Consider the following 26,126-nt stretch of genomic DNA (forward strand, 5'->3'; position numbering starts at 1 on the left):
GGAGCTTCGCCATGTTTGCCTCGTCACCCGCCCCCGCGAACGAATACGAAACCGCCGTCGTCGAGGCGCGCAGGTACTCGCGCTATCTCAGCCGCATGCTCGACAGCCAGCCCTGGCTCGCACCCGCACTGGCGGCAAGCCTGGGCCAGCCACTCAGGGCCGAGGACATGCAGCGCTTCATCGCCGAGCGCGAAACGGCGTTCAACGACGCCGAAAGCGCGCTCGGACCGACGCTGCGCCGACTGCGCAGCTGGGTGATGTGCAATCTCATCGTCCGCGACCTGCGCCTGGGCGCCCCCCTTGCCGAGGTCACCGAGACGATGACCGTGCTCGCCGAGGTCGCCGTGCGCCACGCCCACGACGTGTTGCGGGCGGCCCTGGTGCAACGCTACGGCCAGCCGCTGTCGCCCACCGGCTGGGAGCAGGAACTGCTCGTCATCGGCATGGGCAAGCTGGGAGGGCGGGAGCTCAACGTATCCTCCGACATCGACCTCATCTTCCTGTACCCCGAGGACGGCGACACCGGCGGTGCCAAGGTGATCAGCAACTTCGAGTTCTTCGAGCGCCTCGGCAAGCAGCTGATCAAGGCACTCGCCGAGGTGACCGAGCACGGCCAGGTTTTCCGCGTCGACATGCGTCTGCGTCCGAACGGCGATTCGGGCCCGCTGGTGGGCAGCCTCGACATGCTGGAGAACTACTTCATCACCCAGGGGCGCGAATGGGAGCGTTACGCCTGGATCAAGGCCCGCGTCATGCTCGGTGAGCGCTGGACCGAGCTCGAGAAGCTCTCCCGCCCCTTCGTGTTCCGCAAGTACCTCGACTTCGGCGCCATCAACGCCATGCGCGACCTGCATGCGCAGATCCGCCGCGAAGTCGCGCGCCGCGACCGCGCGCACAACGTCAAACTCGGCCCGGGCGGAATCCGCGAGATCGAGTTCATCGCCCAGGTCTTCCAGCTCATCCGCGGCGGCCGCGACAGCGCGCTGCAGGTCCGCCCGACGCAGAAGGTGCTCGCCCTGCTCGCCGAACGCGGCATCCTTGCGACTACCGCGGTAGAGGAACTCGGCGCCGCCTACGTCTTCCTGCGGCGCCTCGAGCACCGCCTGCAGTACCTTGACGACGCACAGACCCACGACCTGCCGCAGAGCGCAGCCGACCAGCAGCTGATCGCCGAGGCCATGGGCTTCGGCAGCCATGCCGAGCTCATGACGGCGCTCGACACACACCGTCGCATCGTCAGCCAGCACTTCGACAGTGTGTTCGGCGACCCCTCGGACGAAGACCACAGCCTGGACGCAACCTGGCAGGGCGCCGAGGATATCGAGACCGTCACCCCGGTGCTTGGCGAACTCGGCTACCGGCACCCGCGCAGCGGCGCCGAGCGCCTTGCATCGATCCATGCCAGCCCGCGCTACCGGCAACTGCCCAACAACATCAAGGGCCGCTTCGATGCGCTCATTCCCCGCGTCATCGAAGCCGCAGCCTCCACACCGGGCCCCGACGACACGCTGGCGCGCTGCCTCGACCTCATGGAGGCGATCGGCCGCCGCGGCGCCTATCTGGCGTTGCTGCAGCAATACCCTCAGGCCTTGCGCCGTGTCGCCGACCTGATGAGCGCCTCGCGCTGGGGCGCACAGTTCCTGACCCGGCACCCGATCCTGCTCGACGAGATGCTCGACGCCCGCAACCTCGACACCGCCCCCGACTGGAAAGCCTTCCGCGCCGCGCTCGGCAGCGAACTCGAGGCCCTCGAACCCGACATGGAGCGCCAGATGGACGTGATGCGCGAACAGCACCACGCCCAGGTATTCCGCCTGCTGACGCAGGACATCGCCGGCCTGCTCACGGTGGAGAGGCTCGCCGACCACCTATCCGAACTGGCGGACATCATGCTGGACCTGACCCTGCCGCTGTGCTGGCGACGGATCAAGATCCGCCACCGCGACACGCCACGCTTCGCCGTGATCAGCTACGGCAAGCTCGGCGGCAAGGAGCTTGGCTACGCCTCGGACCTCGACATCGTGTTCCTCTACGACGACGAAGCCCCCGAGGCGGCGGAGATGTACACCCGGCTCGCGCAACGCACCAACACCTGGCTGTCGAGCCAGACCGCCGCCGGCCAGCTCTTCGACACCGACCTGCGCCTGCGCCCGAACGGCGAGTCGGGGATGATCGCGACCTCGCTGGAGGCCTTCCGCAAGTACCAGCTCGAATCGGCCTGGGTGTGGGAGCACCAGGCCCTTACCCGAGCGCGCTTCTCGGCCGGCGATCGAGCACTCGGCGAGGCCTTCGAGCGCATCCGCTGCGAGGTGCTGCGCTTGCCCCGCGACCTCGGCACGCTGCGCGCCGAGGTGCTCGGAATGCGCCACAAGATGCGGGACGCACACTCGGGCAAGAGCGAGCTGTTCGACCTCAAGCACGACCGCGGCGGACTCATCGACGTCGAGTTCCTGATCCAGTATCTCGTGCTCGGCCACGCCCACCGCCACCCCGAACTCACCGGCAACCTCGGCAACATCGCATTGCTGCGCATCGCCGGCGAACTCGGTCTGATCCCGCCCCCCCTCGCCGCCGCCTGCGCCGACAGCTACCGTGAATTGCGCCGCCTGCAGCACCGCCAGCGCCTCAACGACCGGCCCTCGCGCATCCACCCCGAAGAAGCCGAGACCGCGCGCGAACCCGTGCAGGCGCTGTGGCGACACATCTTCGACGAGTGAGGCGCCCCCCGGACCCGACGCCGCACATGGAGATGAGAGATGAAATATTTCATGTCATGAAAGCAAGCATGACGCACCGCGTCATGGCGACTAGAATCGGCCGGATATCACTTCTCGCCCCGCCAAGGGACTGCACTCGATGAACCAGGAAATCGAACTCAAGCTGACGCTGCCCAAACGGGCACTCGCAGCCCTTCGCCGCCACCCGCTGGTGAGTGAATGCGACAAGCTGGGCAATGCCGTCACCCTCGACAACACCTATTTCGACACCCCCGAACTAAGCCTCAAATCGCGTCGCGTGGCGGTCCGCATCCGGCGCCAGGGGCGACAGCTTCTGCAGACGGTGAAGTGCGCGGCAGTTTCCAGTGGCGGCCTGTCGCAGCGCCCCGAGTGGGAACAAGCCTATTCCGGGGCATTCGATTTTTCTGCGGTCGATGCCCCCGAGGCCGCAAAGCTGCTGCACCGCCACGGCGAAGCCCTGGTGCCCGTATTCACCACCCGCTTCCGCCGCGAGACCCGGCGCTATGCCCCGCGCCCGGGGCTGAGCATCCTGCTCATGATCGACACCGGCGATGTGCTGCTGAGCACTGCCGACGGTGAGCAACGCAGCACCCCTATCTGCGAACTGGAACTCGAGCTCGAGGAGGGGCGCGCCCAGGACTTGCTCGAGCTGGCGTGCACACTCGCGCAGGATATTCCCCTCATGCCTTCGGACATTTCCAAGGCCGAACGCGGCTACAGGCTGTTCCTCGGCACCCCGGTTGACGTGGTGCGTTCCGAACCCTCGCCGATCAGGTCCGGACAGAACGTGGTCGAAGCCTTCCGCTGCCTCGCCCAGTCCTGCGTACGCCAGTGGCAGGCCAACGCCGCCGCTGCACTGGCGCACCCGGACCCGGACAGCATCCACCCTGACTTCATCCACCAGCTGCGCGTCTCGCAGCGCCGCCTGCGCGCGCTGCTCAAGTCTTTCGCGCCGGCGCTGCCCACGGATTTCGTAGGCGAGTGGAACGCACGCCTGCGCGACAATGCCAGCCGCTTCAGCGATGCCCGCGACCTCGACGTGTTCTGCACCGAACTGCTCGACGCCGTCAGCGCCGAAGGTCTGGCCGATGCCGCTGCGCTCGAAGCCTTGCTGGAGAAGGCTCATCGCGCCCGCGACGAGGCACGCAGCAAGGCGTCCCACAGCCTCGACATGGCCACACAGGGACGCCTGCTGCTCGAGTTCAGCGCCGCGCTGATGCGCCTGCCCACCAACAGCCTTGCCATCGCAGCAGACCTGCGCACCTTCGCCCGGCTGCGCCTTGACCGCCTGCGCAAGCGCGCACGGCGCCAGTTCGAGGCGGCGTCGGCCCTTGTCCCGGAGCGTCTGCACGCGCTGCGCATCGGATTCAAGCAGTTGCGCTATGGGGTCGAGTTCTTCGGCCCGCTGTTCCAGGCCAAGACGATGGGGCGTTACCTCGAAGGCATGGTTCGGGCGCAAAGCACACTCGGCTTCCTGCAAGACGTCGACACCGCACATCAGCGCCTGCGTCTGTGGGCAGAGGAAACCCCGGCCACGGCCAGCGGCGCGGCCTTCGTACTGGGCTGGCACGCATCCCGTTACGCACGCCTGCGCCGACGGGTGCTGCAGGACTGCGAGCCCCTGCTGTGGGGCAAGAAACCATGGTGAACGACACCTGCCCGGCGCGATGCTGCGCGCAACGGCATGACAAGCCGTCACGCCGCTGCAACATGCCTACGCAATGATGCCGACCCCACCATCCCGGAAGGAAGACATGGATCTCTTGCTGTGGCGTCACGCCGAAGCCGTGGACGGCAGCCCCGACCACACTCGGGAACTCACCGCGCGCGGCCACAAACAGGCGCGCAAGGTCGCTGCCTGGCTGGATGAGCACCGTCCAAAACAACTCAAGATCCTCGTCAGCCCCACCGTGCGCACCCGCCAGACGGCAACCGCTTTCACCGACAGCTTCCAGATCGTGCCAAGCCTGGGGCCCGATGGCAACGTCGCCGACCTGCTCGCTGCCACGGGCTGGCCGGACGCGAGTGGCGCCGCACTGGTGGTCGGCCACCAACCGGCTCTGGGCCGCCTTGCCGCTTTGTTGCTGGCCGGACAGGAGGCCGACTGGACGATCAAGAAGGGCGCGCTATGGTGGTTCACCAACCGCGTCCGCGAGGGCGAAAGCCAGACCGTGCTGAGAGCGGTGATCCCGAGCGATTTCGCTTGACTGCAGCAGCGCCGGTGCCAGCCGACGCAAGAGTACGGCAAGGAGTGAATTCCTCACGGCACCCGCGGTCTGAAGGGTTCAGAATCGCACGACGCCGGAGCATGGCCGCCGCCTGCGCGGCCTGCGGGCGGACGCTTGTGCTTTGCCGCGCAATGCGTAAGATGCCGTCTTCGGCCCGGAACGGAACATGTTCGAACGCTTTTTGCCCTCTCGCGAAGCCATCACGCAAAGCCGCATGCTGCGCTGGCTGGGGCCGCGTATTCATGATCCGCTGCTGTGGCACATCAACCGCCGTGCAGTCGCACGCGGGGTGGCGATGGGGGTGTTCTTCGGCCTGATGATCCCGATCGCGCAGATTCCTGCGGCGGCCATCGCGTCGCTCGTCCTGCGCGGCAATCTCTGGATCGCCGCCGTCTCCACGCTGGTCAGCAACCCGCTCACTTACGGGCCCATCTACTATTTTGCCTACCGCCTCGGCGCAGGCGTCATCGGCACGCGTACGCCGCCCGACCTGACGCCCGAGGATGTCGAGGCGCCCATCCGCATGATCGACTCCCTGGCACAGGCATGGGCCTGGGTATCGGGCATCGGCCAGCCGCTACTGGTAGGCATGGTCATGATGGCAGTCACCGGCTCGCTCATCGCCTACTGGGGGGCGCAGCTGTTCTGGCGCTTCAAGGTCGTCAACAAATGGCGCCGCCTGCATCGCGAACGCCGGGCGCGCGCGGCATCTGCAGCCAGAAGGCCGCTTGGAAGCGCCTGAAGCGCGGCGTATCCTTACCAGCCCGGTCAACCGCAGAGCGAACAGCCCGATCATGGACGAGCCCATCCCCGACGGCACCCTCGCCACTATCGAGGGCGTGCGGCGCATCCACCACGACGGCTACTGGCTGAAGGTCTACGATCCGCCGGCTGATTCCCTGCAAGCCAAGAAGCAGCTCATCCAGGCCCTGACGCGGCGCCTGTTCAATCACGTCGAGCACGGCATCAACATCCCCGGCAAACGCCTGGACGACGCCCGCCGCGCCTACGAAGCCGAGACCGAGCCCGCGCGCAAACGCGTCAAGGGGGCCATGTTCGCCGGCGCCCTGTTCAACCGCGCGACCGACATTTTCACCAAACTGGTCGAGTTGCAGGAACTCGGCATCGAAATCGACACCGACAACGCGCTCATGCGCGAGTGCGGGCTATGCCTGCAGGAAGCGCTGAACCTTGGACGCCTGGTACTGCATCGCAGCGGGGACGAGGGCATCGACGAGCTCTGGGGCGAGCCTTTCCGCGCGTTCTCGATCCCGGTGGAGGCTTTCTACGAAAGCCGTTACATCAAGATCGCGCAGGCCCTGCGCGAAATAGACCGCATCGCCACCGTCATGGCGGCCACCTTTGCCGGGTCGCCGCTTTTCCAGGGCATAGACCCCCTGGTGCTCGAATTTGCCCGCATCGCGAAGGTCAAATGCGAGACGCTGCGCACCGATCCGGACATCTTCGAGGTCTGGGCCGACTTCGTGGTCGCATCGGAGCGCCTCGGCGCCGTTGCCCCCTGTCTGTCGCCCACCTCCACGCCGGCAGAGCACCAGCTTGCCGCCGACGGCCTTCGCCTGATCCTGCAAGGACGCAATCTGCTCACCGACATCACGCGGGCACGCGTGACGATGCCCAAGAGTGCGCGTGAGTACATCGAGCGCTGCGAGACCTACGCGGCACTCGCCCAGGCTGCAGCACGGCCCGCGCTGGCAGTGGTCGGCAGTCGCCCGCGCAAGCGCGGGCCGACCGCCCCGGCGGTGCTCAGACGATAATACCGCCGCCCAGACAGACCTTCGACTCGTAGACGACCACACTCTGACCCGGCGTCAGCGCCCATTGCGGCTGGGCAAAGGCGATCTCGGCTCGACCATCGGCGATGCGGTCGATCTCGCAGGGCTGGTCGGGCGTGCGGTAACGGGGTTTGGCGGTATAGACCCAGTTCGTGTGGGGGTCGCGGCCGGCGATCCAGTTGAGATCGGTCGCGAGCAAACGCTCCCTGAGCAGCGCGGGATGCGCATGCCCCTGCACCACGTAGAGCACGTTCGCCTTGATGTCCTTGCTGGCGACGTACCAGGCATCGTGCTCGCCCGCCTCATCCTGGTTACCCTTGATGCCGCCGATGTGCAGCCCCTTGCGCTGGCCAATGGTGTGGTACATGAGGCCCTGGTGTTCTCCGAGCAGTCGACCATCGTCAAGCGCGCGGATCTCGCCCGGCTGCGTAGGCAGATACCGCATCAGGAACTCGCGGAACGGGCGCTCGCCGATGAAGCAGATGCCAGTGGAGTCCTTCTTCGCCGCCACATGCAGCCCGGCCTGCTCGGCAATCCGGCGCACCTCTCGCTTGTAGAGCGTACCGAGCGGAAACAAGGTTCTTGCCAGTTGTGCCTGACCGAGGCGGTACAGGAAGTAGCTCTGGTCCTTGGTGCCATCCTCGGCCTTGAGCAGCTGGAACTCGGTACGCCCGTCGTTCGTCCACTCGCGCACCTGCGCGTAGTGCCCAGTGGCAATCCGATCCGCGCCCATCTGCATGGCATGATCGAGGAAGCAACGGAACTTGATCTCGGAGTTGCACAGCACGTCCGGATTGGGCGTGCGGCCCGCCTCGTACTCGCGCAGGAAGTCGGCGAACACGCGGTCCTTGTACTCCTTGCTGAAGTTCACGACTTCGAGCTCGATGCCGATCACGTCGCACACCGAAGCGACATCGACGAGATCCTGGCGACTCGAGCAGTACTCGGAGTCGTCGTCGTCCTCCCAGTTCTTCATGAACAGCCCGGTAACGTCATAACCCTGCTGCTTGAGCAACAGCGCCGTCACCGACGAATCCACCCCGCCAGACATGCCGACGACCACCTTCATCCCGTTCGGGTCCTTAATGGACATTCGGTCCGCCTCCCTTTAGCCATTCGTCGAGCGGCAGGACCACCGCCGGCTCGCCGTGATCGACGAACCATGCGTCGATCGCAAAACGTTCTCCGGCGGCAGTCGCCGGTGCCTGTGCGTGCTCAGGCGCGACATCGTAGCGCGCTGCGCCATGCTCTGCAGCGGCGAGCATGGCAGGCTCGAGGGCGGGCGCATCCGCGGCCGGTTCTTGCGCCAGGACCTCGACCACCGCGCTGAAGTGCTGCAGGATGAAGCGCGTACGCCGTGCCGGCTCGAGCACGCGATGAAAGCGCAGCATGCCGCGCGCCTCTAGCAAGGCCAGCCAGCGCGTACTGGTGGTGGCGTGATCGATGCAGTCCATGCGTCCTTCCACGCCATCGTCCAGAAAGTTGCCGGCGCGGTCATTGCCGACCGGCGACTGCCGCGCCGCCAGCCGATACAGCTGTGCCAGTACCCTGCTCAACGCCTCCCGCTCGGCGGCGGCATTTGCCGACGCCTGCAGGACGTCATCTATCCACCACAGCGTGCTGGTGTCGACGCGTACGGCAGCCTGCTTGGCACAGCCGTAGTTGTGGCACACCATGACCACGGCCGGGGAATGGCGGACGCCTGCTGAATCGGCCCCGACCACCGGGACCATCCCCGCCAGCAGTCCGGCACACAGCAGCCCGGCCAGCCCCCTGCGGCCGAGCCCGCCCGCAAGCGAGATCCGTCGCACCACGCTCAGGATGCGCTGAGCAGCGCGAGCGGAAAGCGCCGGCCCGCAATCCAGTCTTCCACACACTGCAGGATCAGCGGGCTGCGGTGACGCGCCGTGCTTGCGCGCACCTCGTCGGCCGTCATCCACAGCGCACGCACGATTCCCTGATCCAGCGCCCGCCCCGCCTCCTCGCCCCCCAGCCGGCCACCGAACGCGAACCGCAGGTAGGTGATATCACCCTGCGGGCGCGTCCACTGGTAAATGCCGACGAGGTATTCGGGGGCAAAGCCCCACGCCGTCTCCTCCAGCGTTTCACGCACCGCGGCGTCGACCAGGGTCTCGCCTTCCTCGAGATGGCCCGCCGGCTGGTTCAGCCGCAGACCTTCATCGGTCTCCTCCTCGACCAGCAGGAAGCGGCCATCGCGCTCGACCACCGCGGCAACAGTGACGTTGGGTTTCCAGATGCGTTCCTTCACTTTCAGCTCCACGCCGGTGCAGCCGCGTATTCTACCGCGTGCGGCGGGCAACACCCACGACCGCCCGCCGCGACCCGCCTTTACGCTAGAATTGTCAGGCTTTGGCCCTTGCTCGGTTACATCGGGGCCCCACGACTACTCTCGAACACACTTAGAGGCGGAGATCTTCATCATGTCCATGGCTGACCGCGACGGTTTCATCTGGCAGGACGGCAAGCTCATTCCGTGGCGCGAGGCGACCACCCACGTGCTCACCCATTCCCTGCACTACGGTCTCGCCGTGTTCGAGGGCGTGCGCGCCTACAACACCGTCAAGGGCACCGCGATCTTCCGTCTTGCGGAGCACACCCAGCGCCTGATCAACTCCGGCAAGATCTACATGATGGACATCCCGTACTCGAAGGATGAGCTCATGGAGGCCCAGAAGGAGGTGGTGCGCGCGAACAAGCTCGAATCCTGCTACCTGCGTCCGATCGCCTACTATGGCTCGGAGAAGATGGGCATCTCCACCGTGGGCGCGACCGTGCATGTCGCCATCGCCGCCTGGCCCTGGGGCGCCTACCTCGGCGAGGAAGGCCTGGAGAAGGGCATCCGCGTGAAGACCTCGTCCTACACTCGCCACCACGTCAACTCGACGATGCCGCGTGCCAAGGTCGCCGCCACCTACCCGAACTCGATCCTCGCCAACCTCGAAGTGACCCGCATGGGCTATGACGAGGCGCTGCTGCTCGACAACCAGGGCTTCGTTGCCGAAGGGGCGGGCGAGAACCTCTTCATCATCAAGGATGGCAAGATCTACGAGCCGGAGATCGCCTCCGCGCTGACCGGCATCACCCGCGACTCGATCCACGCCATCGCCCGCGAGTTCGGCTACGACGTCACCACCAAGCGCATCACCCGTGACGACATCTACCTCGCCGACGAAGCCTTCTTCACCGGCACCGCAGCCGAGGTCACGCCCATCCGCGAACTCGACGATCGCAAGATCGGCGAAGGCAAGCGCGGCCCGCTCACCGAGAAGATCCAGGCTCGCTTCTTCGACGTCGTCAACGGCCGCGCGCCCGAATACGACCAGTGGCTGGCCTACGTCTGATTCCCTGCGAGAGGAAACACGTCATGGTCGAGAACACCGACAAGACCCAGGCCGTCGCGATCAGCGCCAAGGACCTGCCCCTGCACTGCCCGCCACCGGGCGCACCACTGTGGGCACGTCACCCGCGCGTCTTCCTGGACATCCTGAAGACGGGCGAAGCAGTTTGCCCGTACTGCAGCGCGCATTACGTCTTTGCCGGCGAGCGCCCCAAGGGTCACCACTGAACCCAGGCTGTCCGGCGTGGTCTGCCGGTTTGCCGAGTTGCATTCGACGGGGGCTTCGGCCCCCTTCGTCATTGCGCGCGCGCCGTGGCAGCTGAGTCCTTGACCACCTTTTGCATGATCGCCAACGCTGGGCTCATCACTCAACCGATCCGAACGTACCCGTGAGCAAACCTACCTTCACCACTGCGCTCGAAGCCGAGGCCGCCTTCTACCAGGCCCTCGCCCAGGGCGATCTCGACGCCTTGATGGCCGTCTGGTCCGAAGAAGAGGATGTCGTCTGCGTCCATCCCGGCGGCCCGCGCATCGTCGGCCTTGCCGCCATCCGCGAGACCTGGCGCCAGATCCTGGCCGGCGGCAACCGGCTGCAGATCGAAGTCAGCCAGCCGGTCATCACCGCCAGCGCCGCGATGGCGATGCACTGCGTGTTCGAACAGGTTGCCCTCGAGAGCCGCGAGCAGCGCTCGGCCACGCTGGCCGTCACCAACGTGTTTACGCGCGGCGCCGACGGTTGGCACATGGTGCTGCACCATGCTTCACCGGTGCCCGACCTGAGCGATTTCGGCGACCTCTCGCCGCGGGTCGTACATTGACGCCCCCCGCGTTCGAACACTCCCCCGAAAGCAAGGCCGGCACCGCCCCTGCCGCAAGCGCCCCCTACCACAGCCCGTGGTGGCTGCCTGGCGGCCACCTGCAAACAATCTGGCCGCTGGCATGCAAGGCTCCGCTACCCCGCTATCGGCGCGAACGCATAAGCACACCCGATGGCGACTTCATCGAGCTCGACTGGGCAGCGAGGCCGACGGCCGCGGCATCGGCGCCGTTGCTGGTCCTGTTCCACGGACTTGAGGGCTCGAGCCACTCGCACTACGCACGCACGCTGATGGGCGCTGCAGCACAGGCAGGATGGCGCGCGGTGGTGCCGCACTTTCGCGGCTGCGGCGGCGCGCCCAACCGCCTCGCCCGTGCCTACCACTCCGGAGACAGCGCCGAGATCGACTGGATCCTGCGCCACCTCAAGCGCGCTGCTGGCAGCGCGCCGATGCTGGCCGTCGGCGTATCGCTCGGCGGCAATGCCCTGCTGAAGTGGCTCGGCGAACGCGAACACGAAAGCTGCGAACTCGTCGCCGCCTGTGCAGCGATCTGCGCCCCCCTCGACCTGAGCATCTCCGGAAAGGCCCTCGGGCGCGGCTTCAACCGCGTCTATGCCAGGCACTTCCTGGCCACGCTCAGGCGCAAGGCGCTGGCCAAATGCGCAGCCCACCCGGGCGCGTTCGACGCTGCACGGATCGCAGGCGCGCGATCCCTGGAAGCCTTTGATGACGCCTATACGGCCCCCGCCCATGGCTTTGCCGGCGTCGACGACTACTGGCGACGCGCCTCGGCACGCCCCTGGCTGGGCGGGATCCGTGTGCCGACACTGCTCCTGAACGCGGCCAACGACCCCTTCGTTCCTGCGCCTGCGCTGCCGCGGCCAGCAGAGCTGTCGGCGGCGATTTGCCAGGAGCTGCCCGCCGGCGGCGGCCACGTCGGCTTTCTCGCCCCACCCTGGCCAGGCACGCAGGACTGGCTTGCGCATCGGATCATCACCTGGCTCACCCGCCACGCGGGGCCACACCCCGCTCAGTCGTAGGTCTGCGCGTCTGCGAGCAAAGAACCGCGCGCATCCTTGTCCGACAGCACCGGAGGCGACGGCAACGGCCACTCGATGCCGATGTCGGGATCGTTCCAGGCAATGCAGCGCTCGTGCTGCGGCGCATAGTAGTCGGTGGTCTTGTAGAGGAAGTCAGCGGACTCGCTGAGCACCAGAAAGCCGTGCCCGAAGCCCGGCGGCACCCAGAGTTGGTGATGGTTGTGCTCGGACAGCTCGACGCCGACCCACTGGCCGAAGCGCGGCGAACTGCGGCGCAGGTCCACGGCGACGTCGAACACACGGCCACGCACGACGCGAACAAGCTTGCCCTGCGGCTGTAGCAACTGGTAATGCAAGCCGCGCAGCACCCCTTGGGCGGACCGCGAATGGTTGTCCTGCACGAAATCGACGTCGAGGCCGGTCAGCTCGGCAAACTGGCGGGCATTGTAGCTCTCGAGGAAAAAGCCGCGCTCGTCGCCAAACACGCGGGGTTCGAGCAGCAGGACCTCGGGAAGTGCGCATCGACTGACCTTCATCAGAACACCTTATCCTCGAGCAGACGCAGCAGATACTGGCCGTAGCCGCTCTTGGCGAGCGGCGCCGCGAGCGCACCAAGTTGCTCGTCATCGACCCAGCCCGCACGCCACGCAATCTCCTCGGGACATGCGATCTTCAGGCCCTGGCGCTTTTCGATGGTCTGGATGAACATCCCTGCCTCGAGCAGGCTTTCATGCGTGCCGGTGTCCAGCCAGGCGTGGCCACGCCCCATTACCTGCACGTCGAGCTCGCCCCATTCGAGGTAAGCGCGGTTGAGATCGGTAATCTCGAGTTCGCCACGCGGACTTGGCTTGAGGCCGCGCGCGATATCGACCGCGCGTTCGTCGTAGAAGTACAGCCCGGTGACCGCGTAACGGCTCTTGGGCCGCGCCGGCTTCTCCTCCAGGCTGATCGCGCGCCCGGCGGCGTCGAACTCGACCACACCATAGCGCTCGGGATCCTGCACCGGATAGGCGAACACCGTTGCACCCGCAGTTGCGCAACTTGCTGCGCGCAACTCGGCCGCCAGGTCATGACCGTAGAACAGGTTGTCGCCCAGCACCAGCGCCGAGGGCGCGCCCGCGAGAAAGTCCTCGCCGATCAGGAAGGCCTGGGCCAGCCCGTCGGGACTGGGCTGCACGGCGTAGCTCAACTGCACGCCCCATCGGCTACCGTCACCCAGCAACTGCTCGAAGCGCGGCGTGTCCTGCGGCGTGGAGATGAGCAGGATGTCGCGAATGCCCGCCAGCATCAGCGTGCTGAGCGGGTAATAGACCATAGGTTTGTCATAGACCGGAAGCAGCTGCTTGGAGACGGCAAGCGTGGCCGGATGGAGACGGGTGCCGGAGCCCCCGGCGAGAATGATGCCCTTGCGAGTAGTCATGGCGCGATTACGGTCCTGTTGATGGCGGCCAAACTGGCGTTGCAGCATTGTAGACGCCAGCGCGCCGACATAGAATGTCGGTTTTGCCACCCGTCATTACAGCATTCGCCTACCGGACCGATTCATGACCTACGCCCTGCCCGCCCCAGAGATCTTCAAGGCCTACGACATCCGCGGCATCGTCGACACCGTGCTCACCCCCGACGCCGTGCGCGCAATCGGCCATGCACTCGGTTCCGAGGCCGCAGTCCGCGGCCAGAAGGCGATCGCGATTGGTCGCGACGGACGCCTATCCGGCCCGGCGCTGGCAGGCGCGCTCGGCGAGGGCATCCGCGCCGCCGGCATCGATGTCATCGACATCGGTTGCGTACCCACTCCACTCACCTACTTCGCCGCCTATCAACTCGGCTGCGACTCTTGCGTATCGGTCACCGGCAGCCACAACCCACCGGACTATAACGGCCTGAAGATGGTACTCGGCGGCCAGACGCTGTTCGGCGAACTGATCCAGGCCCTGCGCCGTCGCATCGCAGAGAACGATCTGGTGCACGGTGACGGCGAACTCCGCCACGCCAGCGTGGATGCTGCCTATCTCGAACGTATCGTCGGCGACGTCAAGCTCGCGCGACCGATGAAGATCGTCCTCGACTGCGGCAACGGTGTGGCCGGCGGCATCGCCCCGGAGCTCTTCCGCCGCCTGGGCTGCGAAGTCATCGAGCTGTTCTGCGAAGTCGACGGCAACTTCCCCAACCACCACCCCGACCCTTCCAAGCCCGAGAACCTGCAGGACGTCATCCGCGTGCTGCGCGAGACCGACGCCGAACTCGGACTCGCCTTCGACGGTGACGGCGATCGCCTCGGCGTGGTGACCAAGGATGGCGAGATCATCTTCCCCGACCGCCAGCTCATGCTGTTCGCCGAAGACGTGCTCTCCCGCGTACCGGGCGCCGAGATCATCTACGACGTCAAGTGCACGCGCAACCTCGCCACCTGGATCCGTGCGCGCGGCGGCAAGCCGACGATGTGGAACACCGGCCACGCGCTGGTCAAGGCCAAGCTCAAGGAAACCGGCGCCCCACTGGCCGGCGAGATGAGCGGCCACATGTTCTTCAAGGAGCGCTGGTTCGGCTTCGATGACGGCCTGTATTCAGGCGCCCGTCTGCTCGAAATCCTGTCGGCCCGCGCAGATGCCAACGCCACACTGAAGGCGCTGCCCGATGCGGTCAGCACACCGGAACTCAACATCAAGATGAAGGAGGGCGAGCCCTTCGAGCTCGTCCGCCGCCTCCAGCAGGCCGCACTCGCTACGCCCTCGTGCTTTGCTGACGCAAACGAAGTGATCACCCTCGATGGCGTGCGAGTCGAGTTCGCACGCGGCTTTGGCCTTGCGCGCGCCTCCAACACCACGCCAGTGGTGGTGTTGCGCTTCGAAGCCGACGACGCTGCTGCGCTGACCGCCATCCAGAGCGCGTTCAGGCACGCCATCGACGCCGCCTGGCCGGGACTGGCGCTCCCCTTCTGAGGCACGCACGGCAATGGCACAGGGCGCGCAAACGCCCCCGTACCGAGCCGTGCCACTTTCTCGCGCTTGAACCGGTATGAGCTGAGGATACGAATGAAAACAGCCGTGGCAAACGACAAGGATGTCGAACTGGCACTCAAGGGGGTGAGGATTCCGTCCTGCCCGGATATCCTCATGCAGTTGATGACGGAACTGCGCGACCCCGGAGTCAGCGGCAAGCAGATTTCCACCCTCATCGGCAGGGACGTGGGGCTGGCGGCAGCGGTCGTGCGATCGGCCAATTCGCCCCTCTTCGGTGCGGCGCGCAAGCTCGACTCGATCGACGACGCGATTCGCATGCTCGGTTTCGGCTCCCTGACCAACATCGTGCAGGAAGCCATGCTGCGCAACGCGATCCCGGACAGCAGCGCCACCCTCGAGCGCTTCTGGGACAACTCGCGCTACACCGCTGCGGCCAGCGCCCTGCTCGCGCGCCGCACCGGCGCCGTTCGGGCTGAAACAGCCTATACCTTCGGCCTGTTCCACGACTGCGGCATCCCGCTGCTGGTCAAGCGTTTTCCCGACTACAAACGCATCCTGGGCGTCGCCAACCAGACGACCGACCGCTGGTTCACCGCCGTCGAGGACGAAGCCTTCAACACCAACCACGCCACGATCGGCTACATCCTTGCCCGCTCCTGGGGCCTGAGCGAAGCGATCACCCAGGCGATCCTGTGCCACCATGACTACTCGGTGCTCGCCGGCGACTCCGGACTCGACCACGAAGCGCGTGCGCTGATCGCGATCAACGTGATCGGCGAGTACGTGGCCGGCACCCACCTGCGCACCCGGCAGGATGCCGAGTGGGACAAGGGCCGCGATGCTGTGGCCTGCTTCCTCGGCATGCCGCTGACGGACATCGAGGACCTCGCCGAGGACGTCCTGCTGGCGCTCGAGAGCCAGCGCAGCGCCGAGACCGCCTGAGCGTCTTGCGCTGCAGGCAGCGTGCCTCACCCGACCGGCGGGCGAGGCACGCCGCCTAGGCCGGATCCAGCTTGGCGACACCAAGCAGCAACCACTTCACGCCCGCAGGCCCGAAGTTGATCTGCACCTTGGCATCGGCACCGCTACCCTCCGCGGCAACGATGACCCCCTGGCCGAACTTCGCATGACTGACAGCCTGGCCAATGCGCAGACCGTTAGGCAGCGTAGCGAATGAAGGCCGCGGCGCCCGCGCCACCTGCGCCTTGGCCGACGGCTTGAAATAGCCGCCCCCCATGCCGCCAGACGCGCCGCCTTGCACGGAACGCGCGCTTGGCGGCGTCAGCCACTTGGTCAGCTCCGCCGGAATCTCCTCCAGGAAGCGCGAACGCAGGTTGTAGCGCGTCTGCCCGTGCAACATGCGACTTTGGGCAAAGCTCAGGTACAAGCGCTCACGCGCCCGCGTGACGGCCACGTACATCAGCCGGCGCTCCTCTTCCAGGCCATCGGTCTCGAGGATGCTGTTCTCGTGCGGAAACAGCCCCTCCTCCAAGCCGGACAGGAAGACGACATTGAATTCCAGCCCCTTGGCCGAATGCACCGTCATCAGCTGTACGGCATCAGCCCCCTGGTCAGCCTGGTGGTCACCCGCCTCGAGCGAGGCATGGGCCAGGAAGTCGGCCAACAGCGCATGCGCCTGGGCGAGCGCATCGCCTGCGCCCGCTTGAGCCTGCGACTCAGCGAGGAAATTGGCCGCAGCGTTGATCAACTCGTCGAGGTTCTCCAGGCGCTCTCGCCCCTCCTTGTCAGCCTTGTAGTGAGCACGCAGACCACTCATGTCGAGCACGTGATCGACCAGCTCCGGCAGCGGCAAACCCGCAGTGTCGCGACGCAAGTCCTCGATCAGGCGCACGAACTGGGCGAGCGAAGTGCCTGGCTTGCCGGTCAGATGCGGCACGGTGGCATACAGACTGGTGCTGTAGACGCGCGCGGCGTCGGTCAATACCTCGAGCGAACGCGCGCCAATGCCGCGGGTAGGAAAATTCACCACGCGTGCGAATGAAGTGTCGTCGTCGGCGTTGGCGATCAGGCGCAGGTAGGCGAGCGCGTGTTTGATCTCCTGGCGCTCGAAGAAGCGCAGACCGCCATACACGCGATAGGGAATCGCGGCCGAGAACAGCTGGTGCTCCAGCACCCGCGACTGCGCATTCGAGCGATACAACAGCGCGATCTCGCTGCGCAATGCACCGTCACGCACCAGGGACTGAATCTCCTCGACAACCCAGCGCGCCTCATCACCGTCCGAGTAGGCCTCGAACACGCGGATCGGCTCGCCGGCCCCCTGGTCGGTCCACAGATTCTTCCCCAGACGGTTGCTGTTGTGGCGGATGATCGCGTTGGCAGCATCCAGGATATTGCTGTGCGAGCGATAGTTCTGCTCCAGGCGGATCACGTTGTGCACGCGGAACTCGCGCTCGAAGTCACGGATGTTGCCGACCTCGGCGCCACGGAAGCGGTAGATGCTCTGGTCGTCGTCGCCGACGCAGAACATCGCAGCACCGCCTTCGCGGCCTTCGTCGGCGAAAAGCTTCAACCAGCGATACTGCAGGCGGTTGGTGTCCTGGAATTCGTCGACAAGAATGTGGCGGAAACGGCGCTGGTAATGGCGGCGCAGTGGCTCATTGCGCTCGAGCAACTCATAGCTGCGCAAAAGCAACTCCGCAAAATCCACAACAGACTCGCGCTGGCACTGTGACTCATACTCCTGGTACAGCTGAACGCGCTGGCGGGTGTAGTCGTCCCAGGCCTCCACCGCGTGCGGCCGGTTGCCTGCTTCCTTCTGACCATTGATGAAATGCTGCAACTCACGCGGCGGGAACTTCTCGTCGTCGACGTTGAGCGTCTTCAACAGACGCTTGATGGCGGCGAGCTGATCCCCCGAATCGAGGATCTGGAAAAGTTGAGGTAGCCCGGCATCCCGGTGGTGCGCTCGCAACAAGCGGTTGGCCAGGCCGTGAAAGGTACCGATCCACATGCCACGCGTACTGACCGGCAACATCGCGGACAGACGGGCAAGCATTTCCTTGGCGGCTTTGTTGGTGAATGTAACAGCAAGAATGCCGGCGGGATCGACCTGGCCGGACTGGACGAGCCATGCGATGCGAGTCGTGAGCACCCGGGTCTTGCCTGAGCCTGCACCGGCAAGGATGAGCGCGTGCTGAGGCGGCAGGCTCACAGCCTGCAGTTGTTCGGTATTCAAGTTGTCTAGGAGCGTGGACATCGTGGTTCCTCTGCAAGCCGGCATTGTATCGGCGACACCCGGGCGTTACCCGGAAGCTGCCGCGAAGATGGATGTTGCGTCGCAGCAACAGCACCTTTGCGCAGCGTTCCTTTTGCGCTAGATTTGAATTGTGCATTGCAACAAACGGCTGGCGTACCGTGGAACTTTTCACAGACGTCAGCGCCTAATTTGCGCACAATCAAGGAAAACTACAGGACTGCCCTGCATATTGCACCACAGCATACGAAGCGTGGTGGCGAGCCCAGAAGGCAGGCCATGATTTTTCGAGCCCTACCCGGCCCGACAGGAGAACTGACATGAAGACCCCGAAACTACTGCCCTGGTACGCACGCAAGGCCGGCGTCCCCCTGGAGCGAGCCGAAGCCCTCTGGCGCAAGGCCGTGCGCGAAGCGACCAGCGAAACCGGCTGGGTTGGCAACGCCGAATACTGGGGTGCGGCGATGGATCACTTCCAGCGCCTGCTCAAGGAAGAGCGCAATACCCTGTGCGCACCGCAGATGCTGCCCTACGTCCGTAGCCAGAACCGCATGTGGCGCCTGCCGCTGCTGGCCATGGAGGACATGATTTCGGCCGTGCATGCAAACTGGCAGCGCAATCATGCTGCCTCCAGCGGCAAGAACGCCTGCCGCGTGGCCTGAGCGCACCGCTAGCCCTCCAGGCCACCCCGGCCTCACCGTCTCCCTCCCTCCTTAAATGGAGTTCGGCACTCTGCCCCTCGGGCAGAGTGCCTTTTTTCGAACCGACCGTGCCCCGTACAGCGGCTTGCAGCGCTCGCACCTTGGCTTGGACTCCGCGCTAACGCGCCCTTCAAGGTATACTGGCGTGTTTTCAACGCCCTGAAGCCCGCACGCACGCTCATGCAGGACAAATACCAGCCCGCCGCCGTCGAAACGGCCGCCCAGCAGCACTGGGACTCCACCGACGCCTTCCGTGTGACCGAGGACACCAGCCGTCCGAAGTACTACTGCCTGTCGATGTTCCCCTACCCCTCGGGCAAGCTGCACATGGGGCACGTGCGCAACTACACCATCGGTGACGTGCTCGCGCGCTTCCACCGCATGAAGGGCTTCAACGTGCTGCAGCCGATGGGCTGGGACGCCTTCGGCATGCCGGCCGAGAACGCCGCGATCCAGAACAACGTGCCGCCGGCAAAGTGGACCTACGCCAACATCGAGTACATGAAGGCGCAACTCAAGCGCCTCGGCTTCGCCATCGACTGGTCGCGCGAGCTCGCCACCTGCACCCCCGAGTATTACCACTGGGAGCAGTGGCTGTTCACCCGCCTGTTCGAGAAGGGCCTGATCTACAAGCGCCTCGGCACGGTGAACTGGGACCCGGTCGACGAAACCGTACTCGCCAACGAACAGGTCATCGACGGCCGCGGCTGGCGCTCGGGCGCGCTGGTCGAGAAGCGCGAGATCCCCATGTACTACATGAAGATCACCGCCTACGCCGACGAACTGCTGTCCGCGCTCGACGACCTGCCGAACTGGCCCGAACAGGTCAAGCTGATGCAGAAGAACTGGATCGGCCGCTCTGAAGGCGTGGAGATCAGCTTCCCCTTTGATGTCTCCAGCATCGGCCACGAAGGCACACTGAAGGTGTTCACCACCCGTGCCGATACACTGATGGGCGCGACCTATGTCGCCGTGGCAGCCGAGCACCCGCTCGCCACTCAAGCCGCCACCAGCAACCCGGCACTCGCCGAGTTCATCGAGGAATGCAAGCGCGGCGGCGTCGCCGAAGCCGACATCGCCACGATGGAGAAGAAAGGCATGGCCACCGGCCTGAAGGTGCGCCACCCGCTCACCGACGAGCCGCTCGAAGTCTGGGTCGCCAACTACGTGCTGATGGGCTACGGCGAAGGTGCGGTGATGGCAGTGCCGGCGCACGACGAGCGCGACTTTGCGTTCGCCACCAAGTACGCCCTGCCGATCCGCATGGTAGTGGGCTCGGACGCCTACACCGACACGGTCGCCCCGTGGCAGGACGCCTACGCCGAGTACGGCCGCCTGGTGAATTCGGGCAAATACGACGGCCTGGACTTCCAGGCCGCGGTCGATGCGATCGCCGCCGACCTCGCCGCCAAGGGCCTGGGCGCCAAGCGCGTACAGTACCGCCTGCGCGACTGGGGCATCTCGCGCCAGCGCTACTGGGGCTGCCCGATCCCGATGATCCACTGCGCCGACTGCGGCGACGTGCCGGTGCCGGACGAGCAACTGCCGGTGGTGCTGCCCGAGAACGTCGAGATCACCGGTCGCGGCTCTCCGCTGGCCAAGATGCCCGAATTCTACGAATGCGCCTGCCCCAAGTGCGGCAAGCCGGCCAAGCGCGAAACCGACACCATGGACACCTTCGTCGAGTCGTCCTGGTACTTCCTGCGCTACGCCTGCGCCGACAGCACGACCGCGATGGTGGACGAGCGCGTCAACTACTGGGCGCCGGTCGACCAGTACATCGGCGGCATCGAGCACGCCATCCTGCACCTGCTTTACTCGCGCTTCTTCACCCGCGCGATGCGCGACTGCGGTCTGGTCAATGTCTCCGAGCCCTTCAGCGCCCTGCTCACCCAGGGCATGGTGGTGGCGGAGACCTATTACCGCGAGCTCGACGGCGGCAAGAAGCAGTGGATCAACCCGGCCGACGTAGTGGTCGAGCGTGACGAGCGCGGCCGCATCGTCGCCGCCAAGCTCGACTCCGACGGTCTGCCGGTGGTCATCGGCGGCACCGAGAAGATGTCGAAGTCGAAGAACAACGGCGTCGACCCGCAATCGCTGGTGGACCAGTACGGCGCCGACACCGCGCGCCTGTTCATCATCTTCGCTGCTCCGCCCGACCAGCAGCTCGAATGGTCCGACTCCGGCGTCGAGGGCGCCTCGCGCTTCCTGCGCCGGGTATGGAACTACGGCCACGCCTTTGCCAGCGAGACGCGCGCCGCGCTGCCGGCCGAGCGCAAGCTCGCGGCCAACGCGCTCCCCGCTACAGCCGCTGATGTACGTCGCGAGATCCACATCCATCTCAAGCAGGCGAGTTACGACTTCGGCAAGCACCAGTTCAACACCGTGGTGTCCGCCGCGATGAAGATCCTCAACGCGCTCGAGAAGGCGCACAAGGATCTGGCCGCCGGCGAGCCGGCCGCGCATGCCGAGGTCGCTGAGGAAGGCTTCTCCATCCTGCTGCGTCTGCTGTCGCCGATCACGCCGCACATCTGCCATGCACTGTGGCAGGACTGCGGCTTCGGCAGCGACATCCTCGTCGCGAACTGGCCGGAGGTCAGCGCCGAGGCACTCAAGCAGGACGAGATCGAGCTCATGGTTCAGGTCAATGGCAAGCTGCGCGGCAGCATCAAGGTTGCCGCAGACGCTGCCAAGGCCGACATCGAGGCGCAAGCGCTGGCCTCGGAAGCTGCACAGAAGTTCATGGAAGGCAGGCCGGCGAAGAAGGTCGTCGTCGTGCCCGGCCGCCTGGTCAACATCGTCGCCTGACGGAACACGCCCATGCAGATCCGCCGCCCAGCAGCAGCCACTGCCCCTCAGGCGAACGCCCAGCACTGCGCGCACAAGCGCCGCAGTCTGCTGCTGGGCGCCTGCGGCATCGTCGCACTTGCAGCATCCGGCTGCGGATTCCGCTTGCGTGGACCTCAAGCGCTCGGCGTGTCGACGCTGCATGTCAATGCGCCGGCGCAAACCGAGCTTGGCGCTCAGTTGCGTCGCCTCATCGCCACGACCGGCACCACCACCGTCGTAGACGACGCCGAACAGGCGTCGGCGCGGCTGCAGATCCTTGCAAACAACCGCGGCCGCGAGATCCTCAGCCTGACCGGGGCCGGCAAGGTCCGTGAATACCAGCTCACGCAAAGCCTGCGCTTCCAGATGATCGACCGCGAAGGCCGCAGCCTGGTACCGCCGACAACCCTGTCGGCGCGCCGCGAATACACGTTCGACGACTCGCAGGCCCTGGGCAAGGAGCAGGAGGAGGCGCTGCTTTATCGGGACATGCAGGCCGACCTCCTGCAGCAGCTCATGCGCCGCCTGGCTGCCGCCAACCCGGCAGGCTGAAGCGCCCGAACGAGGCGCGTCGCGCGTGAACATCCGGCCCGACCAGCTCGCCGCCAGTCTCGCCAAGCCGCTCGCGCCGCTCTGGCTGCTGCACGGCAACGAGCCCCTTCTGGTCATCGAAGCCGCCGATGCGATCCGCGCCGCGGCGCGCACGCAAGGCTACGACGAGCGCGAAACACTCGTTGTCGGCCAGGGCTTCAAGTGGGATGCGCTGACCCTTGCCGCCGGCAACATGTCGCTGTTCGGGGGCGCCAAGCTGATCGACCTGCGCATTCCTACCGGCAAGCCGGGGCGCGAGGGTGGCGACGCCCTGCAGCGCTACGTGGCCGATCTGCCCGCACAAACCCTTACCCTGATCACCCTGCCCGAAGTCGACTGGGCGACACGCAAGACGGCCTGGTTCAAGGCCCTCTCCGAATCGGCAGCCACGCTGGAGCTCAACGCCCCCGAGCGCGAACGCCTGCCCGAATGGGTCGGCCGCCGGCTCGCTGCGCAGCAGCAGTCGGCAACCCCCGAGGCGCTGGCCTTCATTGCAGAGCATGTCGAAGGCAACCTGCTCGCGGCCCATCAGGAGATCCTCAAGCTCGGTCTGCTGCACGGTGCAGGCAGCTTGAGCCTGGAGCAAGTGCAGGACGCGGTGCTGAACGTCGCCCGCTACGACATCGACAAGCTGCGTCTGGCAGTGGTCGAGGGTGATCCGGCACGCTGCGCCCGGCTGCTCGAAGGGCTCAAGGGCGAAGGCGCCGCAGCGCCGCTGGTGCTGTGGGCACTCGCCAACGAGACGCGCACCCTCGCCAGCCTGTGCGCCGCACGCGACACCGGCCAGGCGCTGCCCGCCGTATTCAAGGCCGAGCGCATCTTCGAACCACGCCGCCAGCAGGCCCTGGGCCGGGCGCTGGGTCGCCTCAGCCAGGGTGGGCTGCGCGCTGCGCTGATGCATGCCGCTCGTATCGACCGCATGATCAAGGGCCTCGCCAGCGGCGACGTGTGGGACGAATTCCTCCAGCTTGCACTGCGCCTCGCGGGTCGACACTGAGTCCCGCCGGGGTTCATGCGCGCGCCATTCGGTGCTTTAATGCGCGCTTGCCCTGCGGCAACCGACATTGCCGCAACCATCGCCGACGAAGAGCCCCAAATGGATATCCAGCACTACATGCAGACTCTGGGCCGCCAGGCCCGCGCCGCTTCGCGCGTGCTCGCCGCCGCCTCCACTGAAGCCAAGAACGCCGCCCTGCTGGCGATGGCCACCGAGATCCGCGCCCGTCGCGCCGAACTCCTGGCCGCCAACGCACAAGACCTCGCCGAGGCACGCGTCGCTGGTCTGGAGCCGGCACTGATCGATCGCCTGACCCTGAACGACAAGGGCGTCGAAGCCATGGCAGTCGGCCTCGAGCAGGTCGCCGCCCTGGCCGACCCGGTGGGCGAGATGACCGACATCAAGCGTCGCCCCTCGGGCATCCAACTCGGCAAGATGCGGGTCCCCCTGGGCGTCATCGGCATCATCTACGAGGCCCGCCCCAACGTCACCGCGGACGCTGCTGCGCTGTGCCTGAAGTCGGGCAACGCGGCGATCCTGCGTGGCGGCAAGGAAGCTATCAACGCCAACCGCGCCATCGCAGCCTGCGTGCGTGCGGGCCTCATCCAGGCCGGCCTGCCCGAGCACGCGGTACAGGTGGTGGAAACCACCGACCGTGAGGCTGTGGGCGCGCTCATCGCGATGCCCGAGTTCGTCGACGTGATCGTTCCGCGCGGCGGCAAAGGCCTGATCGAGCGCATTGCCAGGGACGCCCGCGTGCCGGTGATCAAGCACCTCGACGGCAACTGCCACGTCTATATCGACGACGAGGCCGACCCCGCGAAGGTCGTGCCGATCGTGGAAAACGCCAAGACCCAGCGCTACGGCACCTGCAATACCGCCGAGTCCCTGCTCGTCGCGCGCGACGTCGCCGACATCTACCTGCCGGAAATCGGCCGCATGCTCGCAGCCAAGGGCGTCGAGATGCGCTGCTGCGCCGAGTCGCTCGCCCTGCTGACGGAAGCGGGCGTCGATGCCGGCAAGCTCGTCGCCGCCACCGAAGCCGACTGGCGCGAGGAATACCTCGCCCCGATCATCGCGGTGAAGGTGGTCGACGGACTGGAGGCGGCGATCGCCCACATCAATACCTACAGCTCCGGCCATACCGAGGCCATCGTCACCGAGAACTACAGCCACGCAATGCGCTTCCTGCGCGAGGTGGACTCGTCGTCCGTGATGGTCAATGCCTCCACGCGCTTCGCCGATGGCTTCGAGTACGGGCTGGGTGCGGAGATCGGCATCTCCACCGACAAGATCCACGCCCGCGGCCCGGTAGGTCTCGAGGGCCTGACAAGCCAGAAGTGGATCGTATTCGGCAACGGCGAGATCCGGCGCTGAGCAGCTGCGCCGTGGCCGGACACGCAGGGACAATGGTGAAGCACACGTTCGAGGCGGGGGCGCAGGACCTTGCCGCCGACCTGGATGCCGTCATCGCCCTGCCCTTCGGCCCCTTCGGCATCCGCTGTGATGACGGCGCCGTGCGCGAACTGGTGTTCCTGCCGCCCGGCACCGCCCTCGTGACGCCACGAACAGCGATCGCGGGCGCCGCAGCACACGCGCTACGGGCCTGGATCGACGACCCCGAGCTCCCCTTCCCGGTCCCCCTGGCCGACCATGGGACGCCCTTTCGCCGCCGCGTATGGGCAGAGATCAGCGCGATCCCACGCGGCCAGACCCGCAGCTATGGTGAGCTTGCCGCCCGCCTCGGCAGCGCCCCGCGGGCCGTCGGCCAAGCCTGCGGCGCCAACCCCTTCCCACTCGTCGTGCCCTGTCACCGTGTGACCTCGGCCACCGGGCTGGGTGGATTCGCAAACGCCCGCGGCGGCTGGCTGCTCGACGTCAAACGCTGGCTGCTCGCATTCGAAGGCGCCCGGTGAGCGGGCGCACACCGGCGGTGGAAGCCGGCCTGCTGCCCGAGCACCGACGCGAACTCGACCGCTTCGTCGACGCGCTGTGGCTCGAACACGGCCTTGCCGCCAACACGCTTGCCGGTTATCGCAGCGACCTCGCTCGCTTCGCCGCCTGGCTCGAAGTCCGTGGCCAGCGCCTTCCCGCAGCCGGCCCGCCCGAACTCACCGCCTACATCGGCGAGTTCAGCCGTGGCGCCCGCCCTGCCAGCCAACGCAGGCTGCTGGCATCCTGCCGGCGCTATTACCGGATGCTGCTCATCAACCGGGAGATCGCCGAGGATCCCACCCTGCTGCTCGACTCGCCACTGGCCGCCGAACGCTTTCCACGGACCTTGAGCGAAGCCCAGGTTGAAGCCCTGCTTGCGGCGCCCGACGACGGCAATCCGCAGGGTGTGCGCGACCGCTGCATGCTCGAGGTGCTCTACGCTGCGGGCCTGCGCGTGTCGGAACTGGTTGGACTCAAGGTCTTCGCAGTCGGCCTCAATGACGGCGTGCTGCGCATCATGGGCAAGGGCAGCAAGGAACGCCTGGTGCCGATGGGCGAGCTTGCCGCAGACTGGCTCCGGCGCTACCTGCTCGAAGCACGGCCAGCACTTCTTGCCGGACGCAGTTGCGACGAGGTCTTCGTGACACGCCTCGGTAGCGGAATGACGCGCCAGATGTTCTGGCGAATCATCAAGCAGTACGCCGTGCATGCAGGCATTCCCAGCGAGCGAATCTCACCGCATACCCTACGCCATGCCTTCGCAACGCACCTGCTCAACCACGGCGCCGACCTGCGTGTGGTGCAGCTATTGCTCGGGCACGCCGACATTTCGACGACGCAGATCTACACACACGTCGCACGGGAGCGCCTGAAGCAATTGCATTCAAAACATCACCCACGTGCCTGAGCAAGGCGCGG

General features: G+C 66.2%; 24 protein-coding genes. 18 read left to right on the forward strand and 6 right to left on the reverse strand.

Features of this window, described 5'->3' with window-relative positions:
- Positions 1–11: 11 nt before the first annotated feature.
- From glnE to C662_RS02510, 5 genes are all read left to right on the forward strand, one after another.
- Positions 12–2,717: a bifunctional [glutamate--ammonia ligase]-adenylyl-L-tyrosine phosphorylase/[glutamate--ammonia-ligase] adenylyltransferase gene (gene glnE, locus C662_RS02490; RefSeq protein ID WP_002924575.1), complete on the forward strand. Its 2,706-nt coding sequence runs from the start codon at positions 12–14 to the stop codon at positions 2,715–2,717.
- 139 nt (positions 2,718–2,856) lie between these two features.
- Positions 2,857–4,386, forward strand: a complete 1,530-nt coding sequence (locus tag C662_RS02495; RefSeq protein ID WP_002924583.1) for a CYTH and CHAD domain-containing protein — start codon at positions 2,857–2,859, stop codon at positions 4,384–4,386.
- A gap of 106 nt (positions 4,387–4,492) precedes the next feature.
- Entirely contained in the window at positions 4,493–4,945 is a 453-nt protein-coding gene (locus C662_RS02500; RefSeq protein WP_002924585.1) for a SixA phosphatase family protein, read from the forward strand.
- A gap of 187 nt (positions 4,946–5,132) precedes the next feature.
- Complete coding sequence (locus tag C662_RS02505) at positions 5,133–5,708, forward strand: DUF2062 domain-containing protein (RefSeq protein WP_002924588.1); 576 nt, start codon at positions 5,133–5,135, stop codon at positions 5,706–5,708.
- Between the two features lie 52 nt (positions 5,709–5,760).
- The gene (locus C662_RS02510) at positions 5,761–6,741 is read left to right on the forward strand and encodes a hypothetical protein (RefSeq protein ID WP_002924592.1); all 981 of its coding nucleotides are present in this window, start codon (positions 5,761–5,763) and stop codon (positions 6,739–6,741) included.
- Here the strand turns inward: C662_RS02510 and mnmA are convergent.
- The 3 genes from mnmA to C662_RS02525 all read right to left on the reverse strand — a co-directional run bounded on the left by mnmA (position 6,731) and on the right by C662_RS02525 (position 9,028).
- Positions 6,731–7,852, reverse strand: a complete 1,122-nt coding sequence (gene mnmA, locus C662_RS02515) for a tRNA 2-thiouridine(34) synthase MnmA (RefSeq protein WP_269745240.1) — start codon at positions 7,850–7,852, stop codon at positions 6,731–6,733. The two genes, C662_RS02510 and mnmA, sit on opposite strands and share 11 nt — an antisense overlap.
- Complete coding sequence (locus C662_RS02520) at positions 7,842–8,492, reverse strand: hypothetical protein (RefSeq protein WP_002924596.1); 651 nt, start codon at positions 8,490–8,492, stop codon at positions 7,842–7,844. Before C662_RS02520 ends, mnmA begins: the two co-directional genes overlap by 11 nt.
- An 83-nt stretch (positions 8,493–8,575) precedes the next feature.
- On the reverse strand, positions 8,576–9,028 hold the full coding sequence (locus C662_RS02525; RefSeq protein ID WP_002924598.1) for an NUDIX hydrolase: 453 nt from the start codon (positions 9,026–9,028) through the stop codon (positions 8,576–8,578).
- 172 nt (positions 9,029–9,200) lie between these two features.
- Between C662_RS02525 and C662_RS02530 the strand changes: the two genes are divergently transcribed.
- From C662_RS02530 to C662_RS02545, 4 genes are all read left to right on the forward strand, one after another.
- The gene (locus C662_RS02530; protein WP_002924600.1) at positions 9,201–10,121 is read left to right on the forward strand and encodes a branched-chain amino acid transaminase; all 921 of its coding nucleotides are present in this window, start codon (positions 9,201–9,203) and stop codon (positions 10,119–10,121) included.
- 23 nt (positions 10,122–10,144) lie between these two features.
- Positions 10,145–10,345, forward strand: coding sequence for a zinc-finger domain-containing protein (locus C662_RS02535; RefSeq protein WP_002924602.1), 201 nt, complete (start codon positions 10,145–10,147; stop codon positions 10,343–10,345).
- Between the two features lie 161 nt (positions 10,346–10,506).
- Positions 10,507–10,935, forward strand: a complete 429-nt coding sequence (locus C662_RS02540) for a YybH family protein (protein ID WP_002924605.1) — start codon at positions 10,507–10,509, stop codon at positions 10,933–10,935.
- Positions 10,932–11,975, forward strand: coding sequence for a hydrolase (locus C662_RS02545; RefSeq protein ID WP_002924607.1), 1,044 nt, complete (start codon positions 10,932–10,934; stop codon positions 11,973–11,975). The genes C662_RS02540 and C662_RS02545 overlap by 4 nt, the downstream gene beginning before the upstream one ends.
- Here C662_RS02545 and rfbC read toward each other — a convergent pair.
- Together rfbC and rfbA are read right to left on the reverse strand one after the other, a co-directional pair.
- Positions 11,966–12,511, reverse strand: coding sequence for a dTDP-4-dehydrorhamnose 3,5-epimerase (rfbC, locus tag C662_RS02550; protein ID WP_002924608.1), 546 nt, complete (start codon positions 12,509–12,511; stop codon positions 11,966–11,968). The genes C662_RS02545 and rfbC overlap by 10 nt on opposite strands.
- Positions 12,511–13,395: a glucose-1-phosphate thymidylyltransferase RfbA gene (gene rfbA / locus C662_RS02555; RefSeq protein ID WP_002924609.1), complete on the reverse strand. Its 885-nt coding sequence runs from the start codon at positions 13,393–13,395 to the stop codon at positions 12,511–12,513. The genes rfbC and rfbA overlap by 1 nt, the downstream gene beginning before the upstream one ends.
- A gap of 124 nt (positions 13,396–13,519) precedes the next feature.
- Between rfbA and C662_RS02560 the strand changes: the two genes are divergently transcribed.
- A complete protein-coding gene (locus C662_RS02560) occupies positions 13,520–14,917 on the forward strand; it encodes a phosphomannomutase/phosphoglucomutase (RefSeq protein ID WP_002924611.1) in 1,398 nt (465 codons plus the stop codon).
- A 93-nt stretch (positions 14,918–15,010) separates the two neighbouring features.
- Positions 15,011–15,880, forward strand: coding sequence for an HDOD domain-containing protein (locus C662_RS02565; RefSeq protein WP_002924612.1), 870 nt, complete (start codon positions 15,011–15,013; stop codon positions 15,878–15,880).
- Between the two features lie 55 nt (positions 15,881–15,935).
- On the opposite strand, the gene C662_RS02570 is transcribed toward C662_RS02565, so the two are convergent.
- The gene (locus C662_RS02570; RefSeq protein WP_002924613.1) at positions 15,936–18,158 is read right to left on the reverse strand and encodes a UvrD-helicase domain-containing protein; all 2,223 of its coding nucleotides are present in this window, start codon (positions 18,156–18,158) and stop codon (positions 15,936–15,938) included.
- 317 nt (positions 18,159–18,475) lie between these two features.
- Between C662_RS02570 and C662_RS02575 the strand changes: the two genes are divergently transcribed.
- The 7 genes from C662_RS02575 (at position 18,476) to xerD (ending at position 26,115) form a co-directional block, all read left to right on the forward strand.
- Positions 18,476–18,817, forward strand: a complete 342-nt coding sequence (locus C662_RS02575) for a hypothetical protein (RefSeq protein WP_002924614.1) — start codon at positions 18,476–18,478, stop codon at positions 18,815–18,817.
- A 219-nt stretch (positions 18,818–19,036) separates the two neighbouring features.
- Positions 19,037–21,664, forward strand: a complete 2,628-nt coding sequence (leuS, locus tag C662_RS02580) for a leucine--tRNA ligase (protein WP_002924615.1) — start codon at positions 19,037–19,039, stop codon at positions 21,662–21,664.
- A gap of 12 nt (positions 21,665–21,676) precedes the next feature.
- On the forward strand, positions 21,677–22,237 hold the full coding sequence (locus tag C662_RS02585) for an LPS-assembly lipoprotein LptE (RefSeq protein WP_002924617.1): 561 nt from the start codon (positions 21,677–21,679) through the stop codon (positions 22,235–22,237).
- A 25-nt stretch (positions 22,238–22,262) separates the two neighbouring features.
- A complete protein-coding gene (gene holA / locus C662_RS02590) occupies positions 22,263–23,273 on the forward strand; it encodes a DNA polymerase III subunit delta (protein ID WP_002924619.1) in 1,011 nt (336 codons plus the stop codon).
- A gap of 99 nt (positions 23,274–23,372) precedes the next feature.
- The gene (locus tag C662_RS02595) at positions 23,373–24,650 is read left to right on the forward strand and encodes a glutamate-5-semialdehyde dehydrogenase (RefSeq protein WP_002924622.1); all 1,278 of its coding nucleotides are present in this window, start codon (positions 23,373–23,375) and stop codon (positions 24,648–24,650) included.
- 32 nt (positions 24,651–24,682) lie between these two features.
- A complete protein-coding gene (locus C662_RS02600; protein ID WP_002924629.1) occupies positions 24,683–25,189 on the forward strand; it encodes a methylated-DNA--[protein]-cysteine S-methyltransferase in 507 nt (168 codons plus the stop codon).
- On the forward strand, positions 25,186–26,115 hold the full coding sequence (gene xerD / locus C662_RS02605; RefSeq protein WP_002924631.1) for a site-specific tyrosine recombinase XerD: 930 nt from the start codon (positions 25,186–25,188) through the stop codon (positions 26,113–26,115). Before C662_RS02600 ends, xerD begins: the two co-directional genes overlap by 4 nt.
- The last annotated feature ends 11 nt before the right edge of the window (positions 26,116–26,126 follow it).

Source organism: Thauera sp. 28 (genome assembly GCF_000310145.2).
Classification (GTDB): Bacteria; Pseudomonadota; Gammaproteobacteria; order Burkholderiales; family Rhodocyclaceae; genus Thauera; species Thauera mechernichensis.